The organism is Streptomyces sp. TLI_053, assembly GCF_900105395.1.
Taxonomy (GTDB): Bacteria; Actinomycetota; Actinomycetes; order Streptomycetales; family Streptomycetaceae; genus Kitasatospora.
In genome coordinates, this window is record NZ_LT629775.1 from 1157330 (window position 1) to 1175542 (window position 18213).

At 73.3% G+C, this 18213-nt stretch carries 10 protein-coding genes and 1 pseudogene; 2 read left to right on the plus strand and 9 right to left on the minus strand.

Annotated features, from left to right (window positions below; translation table 11 throughout):
- Positions 1–21: 21 nt before the first annotated feature.
- From BLU95_RS04340 to BLU95_RS43725, 7 genes and pseudogenes are all read right to left on the minus strand, one after another.
- Positions 22–1650, minus strand: a complete 1629-nt coding sequence (locus tag BLU95_RS04340; RefSeq protein WP_093858778.1) for a hypothetical protein — start codon at positions 1648–1650, stop codon at positions 22–24.
- 143 nt (positions 1651–1793) lie between these two features.
- Complete coding sequence (locus BLU95_RS04345) at positions 1794–2357, minus strand: dihydrofolate reductase family protein (RefSeq protein WP_093858779.1); 564 nt, start codon at positions 2355–2357, stop codon at positions 1794–1796.
- A gap of 122 nt (positions 2358–2479) precedes the next feature.
- Entirely contained in the window at positions 2480–2917 is a 438-nt protein-coding gene (locus BLU95_RS04350; protein ID WP_159424768.1) for a hypothetical protein, read from the minus strand.
- Positions 2918–2925: 8 nt separating this feature from the next.
- Positions 2926–10518 (minus strand): RHS repeat-associated core domain-containing protein, encoded by a 7593-nt coding sequence (locus BLU95_RS44940; RefSeq protein WP_093858781.1) that lies wholly within the window; start codon positions 10516–10518, stop codon positions 2926–2928.
- 177 nt (positions 10519–10695) lie between these two features.
- Positions 10696–12777 carry a PQQ-dependent sugar dehydrogenase gene (locus tag BLU95_RS04360; protein ID WP_093858782.1) on the minus strand — a complete coding sequence of 694 codons (2082 nt, stop codon included), beginning with the start codon at positions 12775–12777 and terminating at the stop codon, positions 10696–10698.
- 16 nt (positions 12778–12793) lie between these two features.
- Positions 12794–13204 carry a carbohydrate-binding protein gene (locus BLU95_RS43720; protein ID WP_231978672.1) on the minus strand — a complete coding sequence of 137 codons (411 nt, stop codon included), beginning with the start codon at positions 13202–13204 and terminating at the stop codon, positions 12794–12796.
- Positions 13184–13993: pseudogene (locus BLU95_RS43725) on the minus strand (Tat pathway signal sequence domain protein); the annotation flags it as partial. The gene BLU95_RS43720 and the pseudogene BLU95_RS43725, both read right to left, overlap by 21 nt.
- A 318-nt stretch (positions 13994–14311) precedes the next feature.
- Between BLU95_RS43725 and BLU95_RS04370 the strand changes: the two are divergent.
- Both BLU95_RS04370 and BLU95_RS41280 read left to right on the plus strand, forming a co-directional pair.
- Positions 14312–15700: a PASTA domain-containing protein gene (locus tag BLU95_RS04370; protein WP_107452469.1), complete on the plus strand. Its 1389-nt coding sequence runs from the start codon at positions 14312–14314 to the stop codon at positions 15698–15700.
- 63 nt (positions 15701–15763) lie between these two features.
- The gene (locus BLU95_RS41280; RefSeq protein WP_197698716.1) at positions 15764–15916 is read left to right on the plus strand and encodes a hypothetical protein; all 153 of its coding nucleotides are present in this window, start codon (positions 15764–15766) and stop codon (positions 15914–15916) included.
- A 101-nt stretch (positions 15917–16017) separates the two neighbouring features.
- Here the strand turns inward: BLU95_RS41280 and pgm are convergent, their stop codons facing one another.
- Together pgm and BLU95_RS04380 are read right to left on the minus strand one after the other, a co-directional pair.
- Positions 16018–17670: a phosphoglucomutase (alpha-D-glucose-1,6-bisphosphate-dependent) gene (gene pgm / locus BLU95_RS04375; RefSeq protein ID WP_093858785.1), complete on the minus strand. Its 1653-nt coding sequence runs from the start codon at positions 17668–17670 to the stop codon at positions 16018–16020.
- Between the two features lie 224 nt (positions 17671–17894).
- Positions 17895–18194 carry a YciI family protein gene (locus BLU95_RS04380; protein WP_093858786.1) on the minus strand — a complete coding sequence of 100 codons (300 nt, stop codon included), beginning with the start codon at positions 18192–18194 and terminating at the stop codon, positions 17895–17897.
- Positions 18195–18213 lie beyond the last annotated feature (19 nt).

The window sequence follows — 18213 nt, forward strand, 5'->3', positions numbered from 1 at the left end:
CGCCCGGACCCCGGCGGCGGGTCAGAGGGTGACGCGAACGGTGGAGACGGCGAGGTCCGCGTCGCCGAGGTCCGCACCGACGGTGCCCGCGGTTCCGGTGGCGGACCAGTAGCCGCCGCTGCGCCGTCCGGTGAAGCGGATCTCGTACGTTCCGGGGTCCAGGTCGGTCCAGGTCAGGGTGGAACGGGAGACCGCGCCGGCGGTGGCGGTGAAGTGCCGGTCCTGGTCGCTCCGGTGCTCCAGGCGCTCGCCGCCGTCCGGTGCGGCGACGACCTCGTAGAGGGCGGCGCGGCCGGCGATCCCGGCCGTGTCGGCCTGGTAGCAGAAGCCCCAGTAGTACTCGGCCCGGACGAGCGCCTCGGCCAGGACACCCCTGGTGGCCCGGCCGTCGTCGTCGAACTCCGCCGGACCCGCCTCGACGTGGGCGCGGGCCCGCGACCAGCGGCCGCTGCCGTAACCCTCCACCGTGGCGCCGACGACCCAGCCTCCGGTACCGGTCACCGACGGCGCGGCGGGCGGGGCCGGGCGCGGGGGCGGCACGAAGTCGTCCACACCCCGGTGGACCATCAGCAGCGCGCTCCGCCGGTCCCCCTCGGGCCCGTCGGTGAGGGCGAGCAGGGCCGGGGTGTGCCGGGAGTCGTGCCCCTCGACCGCGACCGGCGGCGTCCAGCCCCCGCCGTCGAACACGGTGTGGAACAGCCGCGGCCCGCCCCGACCGGGGAACACGGCGTGCAGGGCGCCGTCCGACGAGGCCAGCGCGACGTGCGCACCGACCGCGACCGCGACCGCGACCTCGACGGGTGCGGTCCAGGCCGTACCGTCGAACACCACGTGCGCCAGGCGGCCGGTACCGTCCCCGGCGAGGACGTGGACGCCGTCCCGGTGCACGACGGCGGCCAGGGACGACGCTCCCGCCAGCGCCTCGACGGGCTCCTCCAGGCGCCGCCACTGCCCCGACGCCTCGTCACGGACGCAGTGGACGCCGCCCTCGACGTCCGGGACGAAGGCGTGCAGCGTGCCCCGGAACGGGACCAGGGCCGCCCCCTCGGCACCCGGGACGGGGAGTGCGCGGCCCTCCCGCCACACCCGGGCGGCGTCCGCTCCGGCCCCCGGCGGCCGGCCGTAGGTGAGCTCCACCAGCCGCACCGGCGAGTCCGGTTCCTCGGCGTCCCGCACCGTCAGCAGGACGTGGGCGGCGCCGTTGTGCACGGCCGCCGCCGGGGTCCCGGTGCTCACCGCGTTCTCGTACCGGACGCGGGTGGCGCCCTCGTAGTGCACCGCAGTGTCGACGACGGCGTCCGGGGCCCAGGTCACCGCCTCCGCCACCGCCGCCTCGGCGGCCGCGATCCCGGCGTCCGGCTCGGCCCGCCCGGCCTGGCCGGCCGTCCGCTCCTTCAGCGCGTCCAGTTCCGCCGCCCGCCGCCGCGCCCCGTCCGGGACGATCCCGGTCCACCGCAGGTCGAGGACGTCGTGCTCGCCCTTGCCGTACGGCTCGCCGAGGTGCAGGCAGAGCAGTTCGTCCTCGAGCGCCACCAGGACCGGTGCGGCCGCGCTCGTGTGACCCGGGAACCGCGAGTCCGGCCCCCAGCCACCGTCCTCGCGGTACACCGACCGCCACAGGTTCCGGTCGTCCACCGTCTGATCGGCCATCAGCCGTGCTCCCCGCTCGCTCCGCCGCCCGCCCCCGGACGGGCGGGCCTCCCTGCTCCGGAACGTAGTGCGCCGCCCACCCCCGCGCGGGCAGTGGCCCGAACCGGCCACCGCACGGCCGGGGAACGGCTCGAACGACGCGGCTAGCGCACCACCCGGTAGCGGAGGTGGACGACCTTGGAGGTGAAGGTGCGGGTCTCCAGGAGTTCGAGGTCCTCCCGGCGCTCGTGCCGGGGGAAGTACGGAATGCCGCCGCCGAGCAGCACCGGGTGCACCCGGGGCCGGTACTCGTCGATCAGGCCCGCCGCGGCCACCGCCGCCGCGAGGGTCGCACCGCCGATGGCGATCTCCCCCTCCCCCGGCTCGGCCCGCAGCCGGGCGATCTCCTCCGCGACCGTGCCGGTGGCCAGCCGGGCGTTGCCCCGCACCTCCGACAGCGTGGTGGAGAACACCACCTTCGGCAGCGGGTTCCAGAGCGCGGTCCACTCCCGCTCGGTCTCGTCGAGCGACTGGTCCTGCTCGGCGGTCTCCCAGTACAGCATCGTCTCGTACAGCCGCCGCCCCATCAGATGCACGTCCACGCCCCGGATCTCGTCGAGCGCGAGCCGGAACACCTCCTCGTCGGGACCGGACCAGTCGAAACCGCCGTCGGGCCCGACGATGTAACCGTCGAGCGAGATGCCCATCGAGTACGTCACCTTGCGCATACCGGCCCTCCTCCGCGTCACCGGGCTCCGACAGTACTGGCTCCCGGAAGCACCGAGCCCCCGACAGCCGGTCGTTGCCGGGTGTCGGGGGCCGATGGTGTGACGCGACCGTCCGGATCGGGTCAGGCGAAGTCCGGATCGGTGAGGTCGACGGTGACGGTGTTGTCCAGATTGTTGACGAACGTGACCACCGTCCCTTCGACGCTCACCCGGACGAACGGATTGGAATTGAGCAGCATGACGATCCAGCGCAGGTTGCGCTCCCCGTCCAGTCGGGCGAAGAACCCGTCGGCCCCGAGGTCACCGTAGCCGCAGCAGACGGAACCCGAGCCGTCCGGCAGTTCGGCCTCCGCCGCGATGTCCACATCGACGACGTCGTTCTCCGGATCGTCGGCGAGAAAGACCTCCAGATCGATCGGAGCGCCCAGCTCGAACCTTGGCAGGTCCGGACCGCCCACCTCGGCGCCCCGGGCCGAACCGTCGGCCCGATAGAGGCCGTTGAGCGTGGGCGCGGTGCCCGCCCGCCACAGCTCGGTGATCAGAGGGCCAGTAGTGGCCACGTTCACTCCTACTCGTCGTCCGGGAGGTCGAAGAGACCCTTCCACGGTACGCCACAGCCGTTCTCGTCCCAGTTGCGCTTGCTGCCCTGGCGCTTCTTGAAGCTCTTGTCCCAGGACATGCCGCTGGACTTCTCGGGGTTCGGCGCGTTGGGGTCGACCCGTTCGACCTTCACCCGGTAGTCCGGGTCCAAGGCCCGCATCTGACGGGCGGCCTTGAGCCGCCGGTTGTCGTACGAGACCAGCTGTCCGCCCCGGTCGATGACGCGCAACGCGGTTCCGGGCCGGTTCCAGTTCCACAGGCCCTGGAGCATCAGCGCCAGGTAGTCGCTCTTGGTCACCGTGCGCTGCGAGAAGTTGATCAGATTGGGGTCGATCCAGTCGCCGGCGTCGTCGGGTTCGGGCGTGCAGGTGTCGCCGCGCGGGTTCCGGCCCTTTCCACCGCCCCTGCCGTCCGGGGTCGGTCTGGGCGCCGATTCCTCGCCGGCGCAGGCCGTCGGGGCACCTCCGCTGCCGCAGGTGCCGTCGGGGCGGGCGGTGCCCTGGCCGTCGACGGGCTTCTGGGCCTCGCCCGGGACCGGGGTCTCGATCACGACCGGGTTGGACGTGTCGATCAGCAGTTGCCAGGTGAGCACCCAGCTGTGGTCGGTGCGGACCGACGGCTGGCCGGTCTGGACACCGTCGAGGTAGTACGTGGTGGTGGTCCGGACGTAGTTGTCGGTGCGGTTGTAGAGGTACGTCTCGTCGTACCAGCTACTGGTCTCGGACCAGCTGTTGGTGCTGGTCGTCGACGTGGCCACCGGCCGGCGGACCTCCGGCGGGGTGGGCGGGCCGTGCGGCGGGAGCGGTGGGCCGGCCTCCGGTGTGGGTGCCCGGACCGGGTCGCCGACGGGCGCGTCGATGCCGACGGGTTCGGAGGTGATCGGGTCGACCGCGATCGGGGCCGTCTCGGGGCTCCCGGTCGAGGTCGGGTCGAGCGAGCCGTCGGCGCTGACCTGCATCGTGTAGTAGACGCCGGCGACGACGACCACCACGACCACGCCGACGATCAGCAGTTCCAGGCAGCCGATCACACAGGCCACCCCGGCCGCGACGTCGACCCCGGCCTCCAGCAGGCCCGCGCCGATCGCCTCGGCGACCTCGGGGGCCGCCCCGGCGATGATCTCGGCGCCGGCCGCCGCGACGTCGCCCAGCCCGGCGACGATCTCGCTGAAGGTGCTCCCGATGACGCCGATCGAGAAGTGCCCGTCCGGGTCGACCCGGCTGGTGGGGTTGGCCGCGCCGTAGCCGTAGAGGTTGGCGGAGGCGGCGTCGGAGACCGGGCCCGGTGCGCTGTCCTGGGCGGTGAAGCCGCCGGTGGTGGGGTCGTACCAGCGCGACCGGGCGCCGACCTTGCCGGAGGGCGCGGTCCAGCCGCCCTGGAAGCCGAGCGGGCTGAGCCCGGCGGTGCCGGCGCCCGGCTCGCCGAACGCCCCGTAACTGCGGGTCCCCCGGGTGGCGCCGTTGCCGGGGTCGGCGGCGCCGATCACGTCACCGTGCACATTGGTGAGCAGCGAGGACGTCTGCCCGGCCAGGGACTTGGCGCCGGTCGGGCGTTCCGCCAGGTCACGGGCGTAGAGCCACTGCCCGTCGGAGACGGGCTCGGCGCCCAGTCCGTCGTACTCGACGTTCCTGCCGTTGCTGAGGACCATCCGGCCGAGCGCGTCGTAGGTGTTGGCCGTGCCGCCGTCGTCGACCAGCTGGTCGAAGGCGTCGGACTTGGTGCGGACGGTGACCGGGTCGCCCTCGGGCAGGGACTCGGTGGTCACCGCGGCGAGGGTGCCGCGCGGCTGCCACTGGTAGGAGGCGGCGGTCTGCGGGCTGTCGGTGCGGATCAGGCGGTTGCGCTGGTCGTACTGGGCGGTCGTGGTGACGGGGTCGGTCCGGACCCCGCCGACCAGGGTGGAGACGGTCGCCGAGGTGCGGTTGCCCGCGGCGTCCCAGCCGTAGTCGGTCCGGGTGTCCTGTTCGGTCGTGCTGATCAGCCGGTTGGCGGCGTCGTAGCGGTAGCTCCGGTTCGACTGTCCGACCAGCTTTCCGCTGCCGCTGGTACTGGTCAGGTTGCCGTTGGCGTCCCAGCCGTAGGTGATCCGGCCGGTCTGGTTGCCGGCCGCGTCGAAGGCCGACTCGGTGAGCGGGCGGTCCAGCCCGTCGTAGCCGAAGCTGTAGCGGGTGGCGACGGTGCCGGTGGCCGTGGTGTCGGTCTGGCCGGTCATCCGACCGGCCTGGTCGTAGCCGTAGCTGCGGGTGGTGCCGGTCAGCGAGTCGGTCGCGGTGGTCACCGCGCCCGCGTTGTCGTAGCCGAAGGTGGTGGTGCCGGCGACGCCGGACCGGACGGTCGTCCGGCCGAGCGCGTCGTACTGGTTGACGTAGACGGCGTCGCCGTCCCCGGCGAAGCTCGGGTGGCTGTAGGCGAGGAGCAGGCCGCGGTCGTTGTAGACGAAGTTCTCGGTGCCGTAGATCGCGTCGATCGAGGTCAGCCGGCCGGCCTGGTCGTAGCCGAAGTGCCGGCCCTGGGTGGTCGCCTCGGCGCCGCTGCCGGTGGTGGCGGTGAGCCGGCCGAGCAGGTCGTAGCCGGAGGCCGTGGCGACGCCGCCCGGGGCGGTGGTGGCCACCGGCGCGCCGGTCGCGTTGTAGCTGGTCCGCCAGGTCCGGTCGGCCGCCGCCGGGTGGGCGGTGGTGGCGGGCGCGGTCCGGACCGAGGGCAGGTTCCAGGCGTTGTAGGTGGTGTAGGTCGCGTTGCCGTTGCCGTCGGTCAGCCGGGTGCGGTTGCCCGCGGCGTCGTAGCCGAAGGTGGTGACCGGCGCGGCCAGGGTGTTCCCGTCGGCGTCGGTGGGCACCGGGTCGGTGAGCTTCTCGGCCCGGCCCAGGGCGTCGTAGGCGGCCTGCCAGGTGTTGCCGTTCGGGTCGGTGACGCCCGTCCGCAGACCGGCCCGGTCGTTGGTCCAGGCGGTGGTGGAGAGGGTGACGCCGTTGTCGTCGGCGACCGTGCGGCGGATCTCCCGGCCCGCGAGGTCGTAGGTCACGTCGGTCCGGCGCCCGAGCTCGTCGGTGACCCGGTCGACCCGGCCGGCCACGTCGTAGTGGTAGGCCGTGGTGGCGCGCCCGATGACGGTCCGGTTGACCATCTCCCCGGCCGCGTTGTAGTTGCGGATGACGCCGGTGCCGTTCGAGGACTCCGTCAGCAGGTCGCCGAACGGGTTGTAGCGGTAGGTGGTGGTGAACTGCTGGGCGCCGCCCGGGCCCTGGACGTAGCGCTCGACGGTGACGAGGGTGCTGACCCGGCCCATGCCGTCGTAGGTGCGCAGGGTCTGCGCGCCGGTGGGGCCGATCTCGGAGAGCAGTTTGCCCTCGTCGTTCCAGGCGTAGCGGGTGACCCCCCGGGTGCCGCCGGCGGTGGCCGCCGGCGCGGTCACCTTGACCGGGCGGTTGCGCCCGTCGTAGGTGATGTCGGTGGTCTGCCCGAGCAGGTCGGTCCGGGCGACGACGTTGTCGTTGTTGTCGTACGCCCATTTCTCTCTGGGGGTGACGACATTGCCGTTGGGTTCGGTGGAGGTGGGGTGGACGAGCTCGACCCGGCGGCCGCGGTTGTCGAACACGGTCCGGGTCACCTGGCCGCGCGCGTCGCGGACGTCGGTGAGTTCCCCGAAGGTGTTGTAGCCGCGCGCGTCGGTCGGTGCGACGGTGGTGGGCGCGGCGCCGGTGCCGTCCTCCGCCTTCACCTGCGGGCCGGTGGTCGCGGCCAGGCGGCCGAGGGAGTCGTAGCGCTGGGTGGTGGTGAACGCCGGGTCCGGGGTGGAGCCGGCCGTCGGCATGCCGCGCGGGTCGGTGACGGTGAGCGGCTGGCCGCGGGCGTCCCGGGTGTAGGCGGTCACCAGGTCGGCGGTGGCGTCGTTGCGGACGGTGCGACGGACCTGGCGGCCGACCGGGTCGTACTGGTCGACGCTGGTCTCGGTGCGGACTCCGTCGGACAGCGTGCTGGTGAGCCGCAGTCCGGCCGGGTCGTAGGTGTGGGTGGTGGTCCGCTTGAGCCCGGCCGGGTCGAGGGTGCTGCTGAGCAGCGCGTTGTCGGCGTCGTAGGTGTGGGTGGTGGTGCGTGAGCCCCCGGCCAGGTCGGTCAGGACGTTCCCGGCCAGGTCGTAGGTGTAGCTGTGCAGGACGAGGTCCCGGGCGGGTGAGGCGGGGGTGTCCCGGTAGTCCGTGAAGGTCTCGGTGAGCTTGAGGTTGTCCGGGGAGTAGGTGTACGCGACGCGGGCGGCCATCGCGTCCTGGCTGGTGGCGACGCGCCCGGCGTTGTCGTAGGTGTAGGCGACCAGCTGGACCTGGCGTGTGGTCCCGGGGGACGCCGGGTCGTCGGCGAAGGTGGGCATGGCGATGCCCAGCAGCCAGCCGGTCCGCTGGTGGTAGGTGTAGGTGTAGACGTTGCCGTTGCCGTCGGTGCTGCGGACGACGTTGCCGAGGCCGTCGTAGGTCTTGGTCCCGGTGCCCGTGCCGTTCACCCGGACGGCGGTCTGCCGGCCGCGGGTGTCGTAGTCGTACGCCGTGGTGCGGGGGGCGTCGCCGCCGTTCGCCGAGGGCGTGGTGTCGGAGACCGTGGCGCTCTTGAGGTTGCCGTTGGCGTCGTAGGTGTTGACGGTCCTGCGCTGGTGGACCACCCCGGTGATCTCGTTCTTCACCGCCGGGTCGGTCTGGGTGACGAGGTGGCCGGCGCCGTCGTAGACGTAGGTCGTCTCCGCCGCGGGCGAGCCGTCGGGCTGCGTCACGGTCTTGCGGGTGAGGTGGCCGAGGCCGTCGTGGAACAGATCGGTGATCTCGCCGGCGGGTGTGGTGATCCTGGTCTGCTCGCCGAAGGAGTCGTACCCGTAGCGGGTGGTGCGTCCGTCGGGGTCGGTGGTCGCGGCGAGCATGCCGCAGGGCTGCCTGCCGCCGCCGCCCGCCGGGTCGTTGACGGTGACCGGGGCGGCGTTGGGGTTCCAGCCCCCGCCGGTGTCGCAGGTGTACTCGTAGGTCGTCCGGGCCCCGCCCGGGGCGGCGGCGGTGGGGGGCGCGGTGACGGCGGTCAGGTCGCCGTGACCGTTGTAGGCCATCGTGGTCCGGTGGAAGTTCGGGTCCACGATCTCGACGATCCTGCCCGTCCGGGGGTCGTCGAGGTCGTACGTGGTGCCGGCGCCGGTGAAGTAGTGGTAGCTGGTGCTGACCAGGTTCTGCCCGTCGCGCGCCTGGTTGACGGTGTGCAGATTGCCCCAGCCGTCGTGGTAGTACTCGGTGATGTTGCCGTTCTCGTCCGTCAGGGACTCGACCCGGCCGGCCCGGTCGTACGTCCAGGTGCGGGTGTTGTTGGTCTGGGGCGTGGGCGTGCCGGTCCAGCGGTTCCACAGCTCGCCGCGCGGGCCGAACTGGTAGTCGGTGGTGAGCCCGGTCGGCGCGGACACGTGGACCGTGAACGCCGCGTTGCTCTGCACCGGATCGCGCTTGGTGTAGGACCAGGTGTCGCCGCCGGGGCCGGAGGCGTTGGGGAGCGCGACGGTGGTCACCCGGCCGTCGACCGGGTCGTAGCCGAGCGTGACGGTCTCGGCCGCCCCGTTCGGCGGGGTGATGGTGCTCAGCCGCTGCCCCGGCCCGCCGTACGCGTAGGTGCTGCACGCGGACACGTCCCAGCGCGGGTTGCAGGCGGAGGTCAGCGCACCCTGGCCGTTGTAGCCGTACGTCCAGGTCTGCACGCCGGGCAGCCGCTGCGGCGTTCCGCCGTTGGTGGAGAGCGCGGCGAGCCGGCCGTTGCCGTCCCAGGTGGCGTAGAGGGCACGGGAGACGCCCAGGTCGATCCGGCTCAGGCGGCCCGCGGTGTAGTTGAGGTTGCTCACCTGGCCGCCGGGACCGGTGATGCTGTGCAGTGTGCCGTCCGGGTTGAACAGGTAGACCGTGCCGTCGGCCAGTCCCACCGCACCGGGCTTGGCGTAGCGGGCCTCGTCGGACTGCCCGTAGGCCGGTACGTAGGTGCCGTCGGGGTTGCGGCCGTAACGGATCCGGCGGCCGCTGGAGTAGGTGACCGTCAGGAAGCCGTCCGCGGACACGTCCTGGCGCACGTCCAGCAACGAGGACCAGCCGGGGCCGAAGACACCGGGCGTCGTACTGGCACTGTTGTAGGTCCTGGCCACGGTGACCACGGCACCGTCCACGGGCAGGGTGAAGTCGGTGTCCGTGTGGCTGAAGTTGCCCTGGTAGAGGTCGACCCCGGCCGGGTCGGCCTGGCCCGGGCCGAGGTGGGTGTCCGGGGCGGCGGTGACCACGGTGGTGAACGGCGAGAGGTTCGACCACGGCGTGTTCGGGTAGCTCGCGTCGGTGACCCGGGCCCGCCAGTAGTACGTCCGGTTCCAGGACAGTACCCCGGCCGGCGGCTGGAGCACGGCGGCCGCGGAGAAGCCGTTCATGGGAAGGGGGTTCTGTCCGGAACTCCAGCAGCCGGACAGTGAGGTGTCGGGGCAGACCTGGAACTCGGTGTAGTTGTTCTGGGTGCGGTCCGCTCCCACGTTGAAGATCAGGTTGGGGGCGAGGCTGTCGACCGTCGCGTTGTACTCCGGGCCGTACACGTACCCGGTGGGCGCGTAGTGCGGGACGTTGATGCCCACGGCGCGCGAGGCGGGTACGCCCTGCGCGGAGTAGAAGCCGCTGCCGCCGCCGTTCAGCGTCCGCAGGTCCCAGTTGAGGACGAACGAACCGGCCGGCAGCGTCTGGAAGATCGCGTTGACGTCCACGTAGTAGCCGGGTGGCACCGTCGCGTTGATGACGGTGCCGGTGCCGTTGTCGTTGTAGATCGCGCCGTCGCTCCGGCGCAGGTGGTAGCCGAGGCTCACCGTTCCGGCCGCCCAGGCGGTGTTCCCGGTGTTGGTGACCCGCACCATCTGGCGGCCCGGGTTGTCGTAGCGCGGGTTCTCGACGAACGAGGGTGCCGGGTCGTAGGTGGCGCCGTAGGTGGCCGCCGCCCGGACCACGCCGCCGGACGCGTCGGCCGAATCCCCCTCGGCCGCTGCCCCCTCGGCACTCGGCCCGCGGTGGACGGCGTCACCGACGGTGGTGCGCGCCGACCCGGGCGCCGAAGCGGCGGTGACCGCCGTGGCGGCGGTGGCGTCCTGCGGGGCGCTCCGCGGCGACGCCGGCTCGGCCTTCTGCGGCTGTCCGACGACCCCGGCGGCGCCCGCCGTGTCGTCGGGCGAAGGCGGTCCGGGTACCTCGGGCGGTGGCGCCTGCCGTTCGGCCAGCGCGACCCGGATCCGTTCGGCCTGCTCGTGGAGCGGCCCGGACTCCGGTTCCATCTCCTGGGTCCGGCCGCTCTCCGGCCCCGCCTTCGCCTGCCCGGACACCTGCCCCGGTGGCAAGGGGTCGGTGGCCACCGGCCCCGGTAGTACGGCCGCCCGGCGTCCGCCGGCGGCGGCCGCTCCGGCGGCCTGGACCAGTCCGCAGACCAGTGCCAGGGCCACCAGAACGGCGATCGTCGATCTTCTCAGCACTCGCATGCCGTAGAGGATCTCGGCGTCCGACCGGCCGACGGCCGTCCGGTGGATGAACAATTGCGGTCCAGGCAACAGCCGATGACGGCTAATCGCCCCAGAACCGTACGCGAGCGTCCTTGTGCCCCGAAGGTGGTCGGGAACGGTCACAGGGGTCACGGGACCAGGAGTGGACCGCGCCGCCGGACCCGCACCGGCCGAGCGGTGCGGGCCCGGGTCGGGGCGGGTCGGGGCGGGTCAGCCGATGGTGATCTTGAGGATCTTGTCGGAGCCGTCCGGCTGGTTGCCGTTGTTGTCCGCGTTGGTGGTGGTCAGCCAGAGCTGGTCGGCGCCGGGGACCTTGGTGACGGTGCGCAGCCGGCCGTAGGTGCCGACGTAGTAGGAGGTCGCGGTGCCGACCGACTCGCTGTCGCCGTTGATCGGAATGCGGTACATCCGGGTGCCGCGCAGGGCCGCCATGTAGACGACGTTGCGCACGATGGCGATGCCGCTCGGGGAGGCGACGTTGACCGGCCAGGTGGCCTTGGGGTTGGTCATGCCGGAGGTGGAGCAGGTGCCCTCGCAGGTCGGCCAGCCGTAGTTGGCACCGGGCTTGACCAGGTTGAGCTCGTCGTACTTGGAGTCGCCGAACTCGGCCTCCCAGAGCCGTCCGTTGCGGTCGAAGGCGAGGCCCTGCGGATTGCGGTGGCCGAGGCTGTAGACGTAGTTGTTGAACGGGTTGCCGGGGGCGGGCTTGCCCGCGGTGGTCATCCGCAGGATCTTCCCGTTGAGGGAGTTCTTGTCCTGGGCGAGGTTCGGCGTCTGCCCGTCGCCGGTGCTGGCGTAGAGGTAGCCGTCCGGGCCGAAGGCCAGCCGGCCGCCGTTGTGGTAGCGGTTCTTCTTGATGCCCTGGAGCAGGACGGTGTAGCCGGATAGGGTGCTGCCGTTGTACGTCATGCGGGCGATCCGGTTGCCCTCGGCGGCGGTGTGCATGAAGTACACGTAGTGGTTGGTGGACCAGTTGGGGTCGACGGCCACGCCGAGCAGGCCGCCCTCGCCGTCGGTGGTGACGGTGTTGGGGACGGCGCCGATCTCCGTCTTGGTGCCGCTCTTGGCCTGCTTGAACACCTTGAAGCTGTCCCGCTCGGTGACCAGCGCGCCGGCGCCGTCCGGCATCCAGAAGACGCCCCAGGGCACGGTCCAGCCGCTGCTGAGGGTGGTCGGCGAGCCGGGGACGCCGCCGTCGGCCGGACAGGCACCGGTGGTGAAGGAGACCGGGGCGGAGGCCGGGGAGACGCCGCCGGCGGCGTCCTTGGCGACCACGGTCAGGGTGAACGGCGCGTCGCAGGCCAGGCCGGTGACGGTGGTGCCGGTGGCCGGCGGGTTGCCGGTGACGGTGGCCAGCACGGCGGCGCCGCTGCGGACCTCGTACGCCACCACGCCCTTGTCGTCGGTGGCGGCCCCCCAGGCGAGCTCGGCGGAGGTGGCGGTGACGCCGGAGACGGTGGGGGCGCCGGGCGCGCTCGGCGCCGGGTCGGTGCCGGCGGTGGTGGTGCAGTCCACGGCGACGCTGGCCGGGGAGGCATTGCCGGCCGCGTCCCGGGCGATCACGCTGAGGTTGTACGTGGTGGCGGGAGTGAGGCCGGTGAGCACCTTGGTGGTGGTGTCGCCGGGCGTCTCGGCGAGCTTGTTGCCGTGCTCGTAGACGTCGTACGCGGTGACGCCGACGTTGTCGGTGGCGGCCGGCCAGCCGAGGGTCAGGCCGTTGGGACCGATGGCGGTGCAGGACGGCTGGCCCGGGCGGCTCGGTGCGGTGGTGTCGGCGGTGGCGGCGACGGTGAGCCGGTCCAGGTTGGGTCCGCCGTTGGCGGTGGTCGCGGTGGCGCGCACGGTGTTGGTCCCGGCCCGGAGCTGCGCGTTCAGCGTCCGGTCGGCCCAGGTGTTCCAGTCCGCGGTGGCCGGGAAGGAGACGCCTGCGGCGACCACGGTGCCGTTGACGGCGATGTCCATCGGCCGGTCGGTGGCGGTGCCGTTGGCGTAGCGGAAGGCCAGCGAGGCGGTGCCGGCCGAGCCGGCCGCGACGGCGAACTCGACGTAGGAGCCGGCGACGTTGGTGTAGTCGACGAAGCCGGTGCCGGTGTACCCCGTGTGGTTGGTGGCCACGGTGCCCTGGACGACGACGGCGGACTCGGCCTGGTAGTCGGTGCTCGCGGCGGGAGCGGCCGGGCCCGTTCCGGTGGCGGCGGATGCGGTGAGGGCCTGGGCCGGGGGGACGGCCAGGGTCCCGATGATCAGTGCGGCGACGGCGAGACCCACGCCGCCGGCGGTTGTCGGACGCATGTGCTCCTCCTGGGGGTCAGCGGACGGTGATCCGGTCGAGGTTGGGGCCGCCGTCGGCGGTGGTCGAGGTGAACCGGACGGTGTTGGCCCCCGACTTCAGCGACACGGGCAGGGTGCTGGTGGTCCAGGTGTCCCAGTCGGCGGTCGGGGGGAACGGCCGCGCGGCGGCGATCCTGGTGCCGTTGACGGAGATGTCCATCGGGCGGTCGGCGGTGGTGCCGTTGGCGTAGCGCAGCTCCAGCGAGGCCGTCGAGGCGGCCGCCGCCCGGACCGTCCACTCGGCGTAACTCCCAGGGGTGTTGGAGAGGTTGACGAACCCGGCGCCGCTGTGACCGGCGTGGTCGGTGTCGAGGGTGCCCTGCGGGACCCGGGCCTCGTCGGCCCGGTAGACCCCGGAGGAGCCGGACACCAGCTGGTAGCCGCGCATCGCCCTGGTCAGCAGGTAGCAGTCCTGGAGCGAGCCGGAGGTGTCGCCGAGGGAACGGTAGATGCCCCACTTGGGCCGCACCCGGTCGGCGAGGAAGGTGTCGACGCCGGTCCGCTCGACGTCGACGACGGTGGCGCCGGCGGAGCGGAGGATCCAGCGGACCGCCCCGGAGGAGCCGTCGCCGACCGTGATCCGGAAGTCCACGTCCACCCAGCGGTCGTGCAGCGGATCCAGGCTGGTCCGCCCCACCAGGACGTTGCTGATGGGGAGTTGGAGTTCGATGGTCTGCTCGTCGGCGACCCGGCGCAACGACTGGACCACGATCGGCGAGGTGCCGTTGCCGGGCTGCTTCATCTGCATGATGTGGGTGAAGGTGGTGGTGGCCTTCAGCGTGGACGGGATGTACAGGGAGTAGGTGGTGCGCCAGGTCTGGCCGGCCTTCCACTCCAGGAAGGCCCCGCCGGCCGGGCTTCGCATGCCGGTGACCTCGTGCCGCTGCCGGTCGGTGGCGGAGTCCCGGTCGACCGTGTGCATGGTCCAGCGGTAGGTGTCGTTCTCCGCCCGGATGTGCGGGTGGCCGGCGGGGTGGGAGCCGGCGCGGTCGTCCTCGACCGTCTCGAAGGCGGCGAGCCCGTCGGCGGCGGCGGACGGCGCCCAGCGCTGCTGCCAACTGGAGACGCTCAGGGCAGCGGCCGGGGCGGCGGCTGCGGCGGCGGTTCGGGGGATTCCGGCGGCGGTGACGGCGGAGAGCGCGGCGCCGAGGACGGTGCGACGGGTGGGCCTGTTCACATGACTCCTCGCGGTCGGGGGAGATCGCCGGAGAGCAGCGGAGGGGGAAGGCGGCGGAGGTGGGGCTCCTGGGACGGACGGACCCTCGGGGAGGGTGACGTACAGAATCCCGGCGTGAGGATGCACGGTCAAGAGATTTGGTTAGGAAACTTTCCCAATTATTGCCACCGGGCATCGCGCCGGGCCACCGAGAACCCTCGAACGGACGATGACGGGTGCGCGGTCGACCGGTCACGGGCCGGTCCCGGTCCGCGCGGCGGAGGTTCCCCTCGCGGCGGGCCGGGTACCTCCGGGGCGGGCCGGGACCGAGGGGGGACCATGGCGCTGTACTGCGAACTGTGCGGTACTCGGACGGACGGGGCCGAACGGCTCGGCGTCTACTGCCCGGGCGAGTACTGCGGCACCGATCTGCGGGCCGGCGCGGACGCCGGGGTGCGGGCCTGGTGCGAGCCGGAGCGCCGGTTCGGCATCGCCGGTGGCACGGTGCTGGTGGACCTGCTCGTGTGCAACGCCGGGCCCCGGGCCACCGGCTTCCACCTGGAACCGGTCGAACCCGTGCGCGGGCGGCTGGACTTCGACCGGCGGTCGGCCGAGGCGCCGCTCGCCTCCGGGGCGACCCGCCGGGTCGAGCTGCGGTACACCGTGCCCCTGGACCTGGCCGGACCGGGCCTCGACATCGCCTCCCGATTCGGCGTGCTGGGGGCCGACACGGTGGGCCAGGTGCAGGGCGCGCTGCCCTCGCGGTTCGGTGTCGCCCTCCGGGTCGCCGCGACCTCGGCTCACCAGGGCGCGGCCTGCGCGGCGTTCGCGGTGGACGTGCCCGGGCAGCTCGACGTCGACCTCGATCGCGGCAACGGACGGGGCCGTGGGGGCGGGGGGAACGGCGGCGGGCAGCCCTCACCAGGTCGCCCGCCGCAGCCGGGGCGGCCGCAGCGGCCCGGGCGGCCGGACGGCCGGACCGGAGGCGGCTGCGGACCGCTGCTGATCGCCGTACTGGTGGCGCTCGTGGCGGTACTGGTGGCGGTCGTCGTGGTCCTCGGTCTCGGCCGGAGCGGTGACACCGCCACAGCGGGGCCCGGTACGGGTGCCGGACCCGCGCTGCTCAGCCCGCCACCGATCGCCCCGACGAGCCCGGCGGGCGGGCGCCCCGGCACCGGCGGCAACGGTGGCGGTAGCGCCGGCGGCAACAGTGGCGGCGGCGGGAAGGTGAAGCCCTCCACCGGCACCTCCGCCAAGCCCTCCTCCACCTCCACCCGGCCGTCCCCTCCCCCCACCACGTCCGTCACCACCCCGCCCCGGACGGTCGCGGTCCCGGCCCTGGCCGGACTCGACCGGACCACCGCCGAGGCCGAGCTCAACGGCCTCGGCCTGCGCTCCACCACCACCGTCGTCGCCATCGGCCGGGTGCCCGCACGCCAGGTCCTCGGCAGCGAACCGTCCGCCGGCACCGAGGTACCGGTGGGTGGCACCGTCGTCCTGCGGGTCTCCGACGGCCGGGCACCGGTTCCCGCCGTCGCCGGCCGCACCCGCGGCGACGCCGAACAGGTGCTGCGGGACCTCGATTTCACCAAGGTCACCTCCTCCGCCACCCCCGACCGCGACCACCCCGTGGGCCAGGCGCTCCGCACCGATCCGGCCGCGGGCACGGTGGTCCCGCTGGACTCCCCGATCACCCTGTGGTTCGTGGCCGCCCCGGACATCCGCTGAAGCGGGGCAAGCACCCCGGCCGGAAAGCCGATTGCACACCACCGGCCCGGCCTGGTGGAGGAGTTGGAGGCGGCACTGGCGGGGTTCCGGGGCACGGTGGTGGTCGTCAGCCACGACCGCCGACTGCGCGAGCGGTTCTCCGGCGGGCACCTGGAGCTGGACGCCGGGCGCGTCGTCCGGCAGCCGGTCGGGACCGCGCTCGTCCCGGCCGGCTGAACCGCGTGCCGAGGCCCGGTGGGTGCACCCACCGGGCCTCGGCACGACTCGGCACTCGGCACTCGGCACGACCCCGCGCCGGGCGGCAGACCTTCAGGCCGTCAGGCGGACGCCGACCCCGCCAGCACCTCGTTGACCAGCTCGCGCGCCTCCTCCTGGACCCGGGCGAGGTGCTCGGGCCCCTGGAAGGACTCCGCGTAGATCTTGTACACGTCCTCGGTCCCGGACGGGCGGGCGGCGAACCACGCGTTCTCGGTGCACACCTTGATGCCGCCGATGGCCGCGCCGTTGCCCGGGGCCTCGGTGAGCACGGCGGTGACCGGCTCGCCCGCGAGGTCGCCGGCCTTGACCTGCTCGGCCGACAGGCGGGAGAGCAGCGCCTTCTGGTCGCGGTCGGCCGGGGCGTCCACCCGGGCGTAGGCGGGGGCGCCGAAGCGGTCCGTCAGGTCGCGGTAGTACTGGCTGGGGGTGCGGCCGGTGACGGCGGTGATCTCGGCGGCCAGCAGGGCGAGCAGGATGCCGTCCTTGTCCGTCGTCCACACCCCGCCGTCGCGCCGCAGGAAGGACGCGCCGGCCGACTCCTCGCCGCCGAAGGCGATCGAGCCCTCCAGCAGGCCCTCGACGAACCACTTGAAGCCCACCGGGACCTCGACCAGCTGGCGCTTCAGGTCGGCGGCGACCCGGTCGAGCATCGAGGAGGACACCAGTGTCTTGCCCACGGCGGCGTCGGCCGGCCAGTCGGCACGGTGGCGGTAGAGGTAGTCGACGGCGACCGCGAGGTAGTGGTTCGGGTTCATCAGGCCGCCGTCCGGGGTGACGATGCCGTGCCGGTCGGCGTCGGCGTCGTTGCCGGTGGCGATGTCGTACTCGTCGCGGCGGGCGATCAGCGAGGCCATCGCGGCGGGCGAGGAGCAGTCCATCCGGATCTTGCCGTCCCAGTCCAGCGTCATGAAGCGCCAGGTCGGGTCGGTGACCGGGTTGACCACGGTCAGGTCGAGGCGGTGGGTCTCGGCGATCCGGCCCCAGTAGGCGACGGAGGCACCGCCGAGCGGGTCGGCGCCGATCCGCAGGCCGGCCGCGCGGATCGCGTCCAGGTCGAGGACGGAGGCGAGGTCCTCGGTGTAGGAGGTGAGGTAGTCGTGGCGGCCGGTGGTCGCCGCGGCCAGGGCGCGCGCGTACGGCACCCGCTTGACGCCGCGCAGGCCCTCGCGGATCAGGGCGTTGGCGCGGTCCTGGATCCAGCCGGTGGCCAAGGAGCCGGCCGGGCCGCCGCTGGGCGGGTTGTACTTGAAGCCGCCGTCGCGGGGCGGGTTGTGGGACGGGGTGACGACGATGCCGTCCGCGAGCGACTGCGGGCTGCGGCGGTTGTGGGCGAGGATCGCGTGCGAGACGGCGGGGGTCGGGGTGTAGCCGTCGGCGCTGTCCAGCAGGACGGTCACGCCGTTGGCGGCCAGCACCTCGACGGCGGTGGCGGCGGCCGGCTCGGACAGCGCGTGGGTGTCGGCGCCGAGGTACAGCGGACCGGTGATGCCCTCGATCGCCCGGTACTCGCAGATCGCCTGGGTGGTGGCGGCGATGTGGTCCTCGTTGAAGGCCGCGTCCAGGGAGGAGCCGCGGTGGCCCGAGGTGCCGAACGCGACCCGCTGGCCCGGCTCCTCCGGGTCCGGGTGAAGCGTGTAGTAGGCCGTCACCAGCCTCGCGACGTCCACCAGGTCGCCCGCCTGCGCCGGCTGACCGGCCCGTGCGTGTGCCATCGTCTTCTCCCACTGGAATGTCTCGCCGTGCGCCCGGCCCGCGGCCCGGCGCTTCTGTGCCCCGTGCTCACCGATCGTAGCCAGTGCACGACCGGTCTCCGAACCGGGGCGGCGAGGCACCCCGCCGTTTCCCCGCCGACACCGCGCGGGCGCCGCACCGACACCCGGACGATGCCGCGCGGACGGACGACCGACGCCGTACGGGCGGAGCCGGGGCTGCTGCCTCAGCCGGGCAGCTGCTGCCGGTGGGGTTCCAGGACGGGGGCGACGACGGTGGCGAGGAACTCCGTGACGGTGTAGGTCGCCAGACCCTCGACGGCGAACGGGTCGGTGCGGACGAGCGCCTCGATCGCCGCCCGGTCCTCGCCCACGGCGAGGATGACGCCGCCGTCGCGCGGAACCTTGCGCCCGGAGGCCAGGAAGGTCCCGTCCGCGTAGTGGCGGTTCAGCCAGTCCACGTGGTCGGGCAGGCGGGCGTCGATCCGGTCGAGCGGCACGGTGTACGGGAGTTCCAGGACGAACATGGGCCCGAGCCTATCCGGG

Bases quoted from the DNA above. Each gene is read 5' to 3' on its own strand.
- BLU95_RS04340 (WP_093858778.1), bottom strand. From the start codon at position 1,650: ATGGCCGATCAGACGGTGGACGACCGGAACCTGTGGCGGTCGGTGTAC.
- BLU95_RS04345 (WP_093858779.1), bottom strand. From the start codon at position 2,357: ATGCGCAAGGTGACGTACTCGATGGGCATCTCGCTCGACGGTTACATC.
- BLU95_RS04360 (WP_093858782.1), bottom strand. From the start codon at position 12,777: ATGCGTCCGACAACCGCCGGCGGCGTGGGTCTCGCCGTCGCCGCACTG.
- BLU95_RS43720 (WP_231978672.1), bottom strand. From the start codon at position 13,204: ATGCGCGGCTACCAGCTGGTGTCCGGCTCCTCCGGGGTCTACCGGGCC.
- BLU95_RS04370 (WP_107452469.1), top strand. From the start codon at position 14,312: ATGGCGCTGTACTGCGAACTGTGCGGTACTCGGACGGACGGGGCCGAA.
- pgm (WP_093858785.1), bottom strand. From the start codon at position 17,670: ATGGCACACGCACGGGCCGGTCAGCCGGCGCAGGCGGGCGACCTGGTG.
- BLU95_RS04380 (WP_093858786.1), bottom strand. From the start codon at position 18,194: ATGTTCGTCCTGGAACTCCCGTACACCGTGCCGCTCGACCGGATCGAC.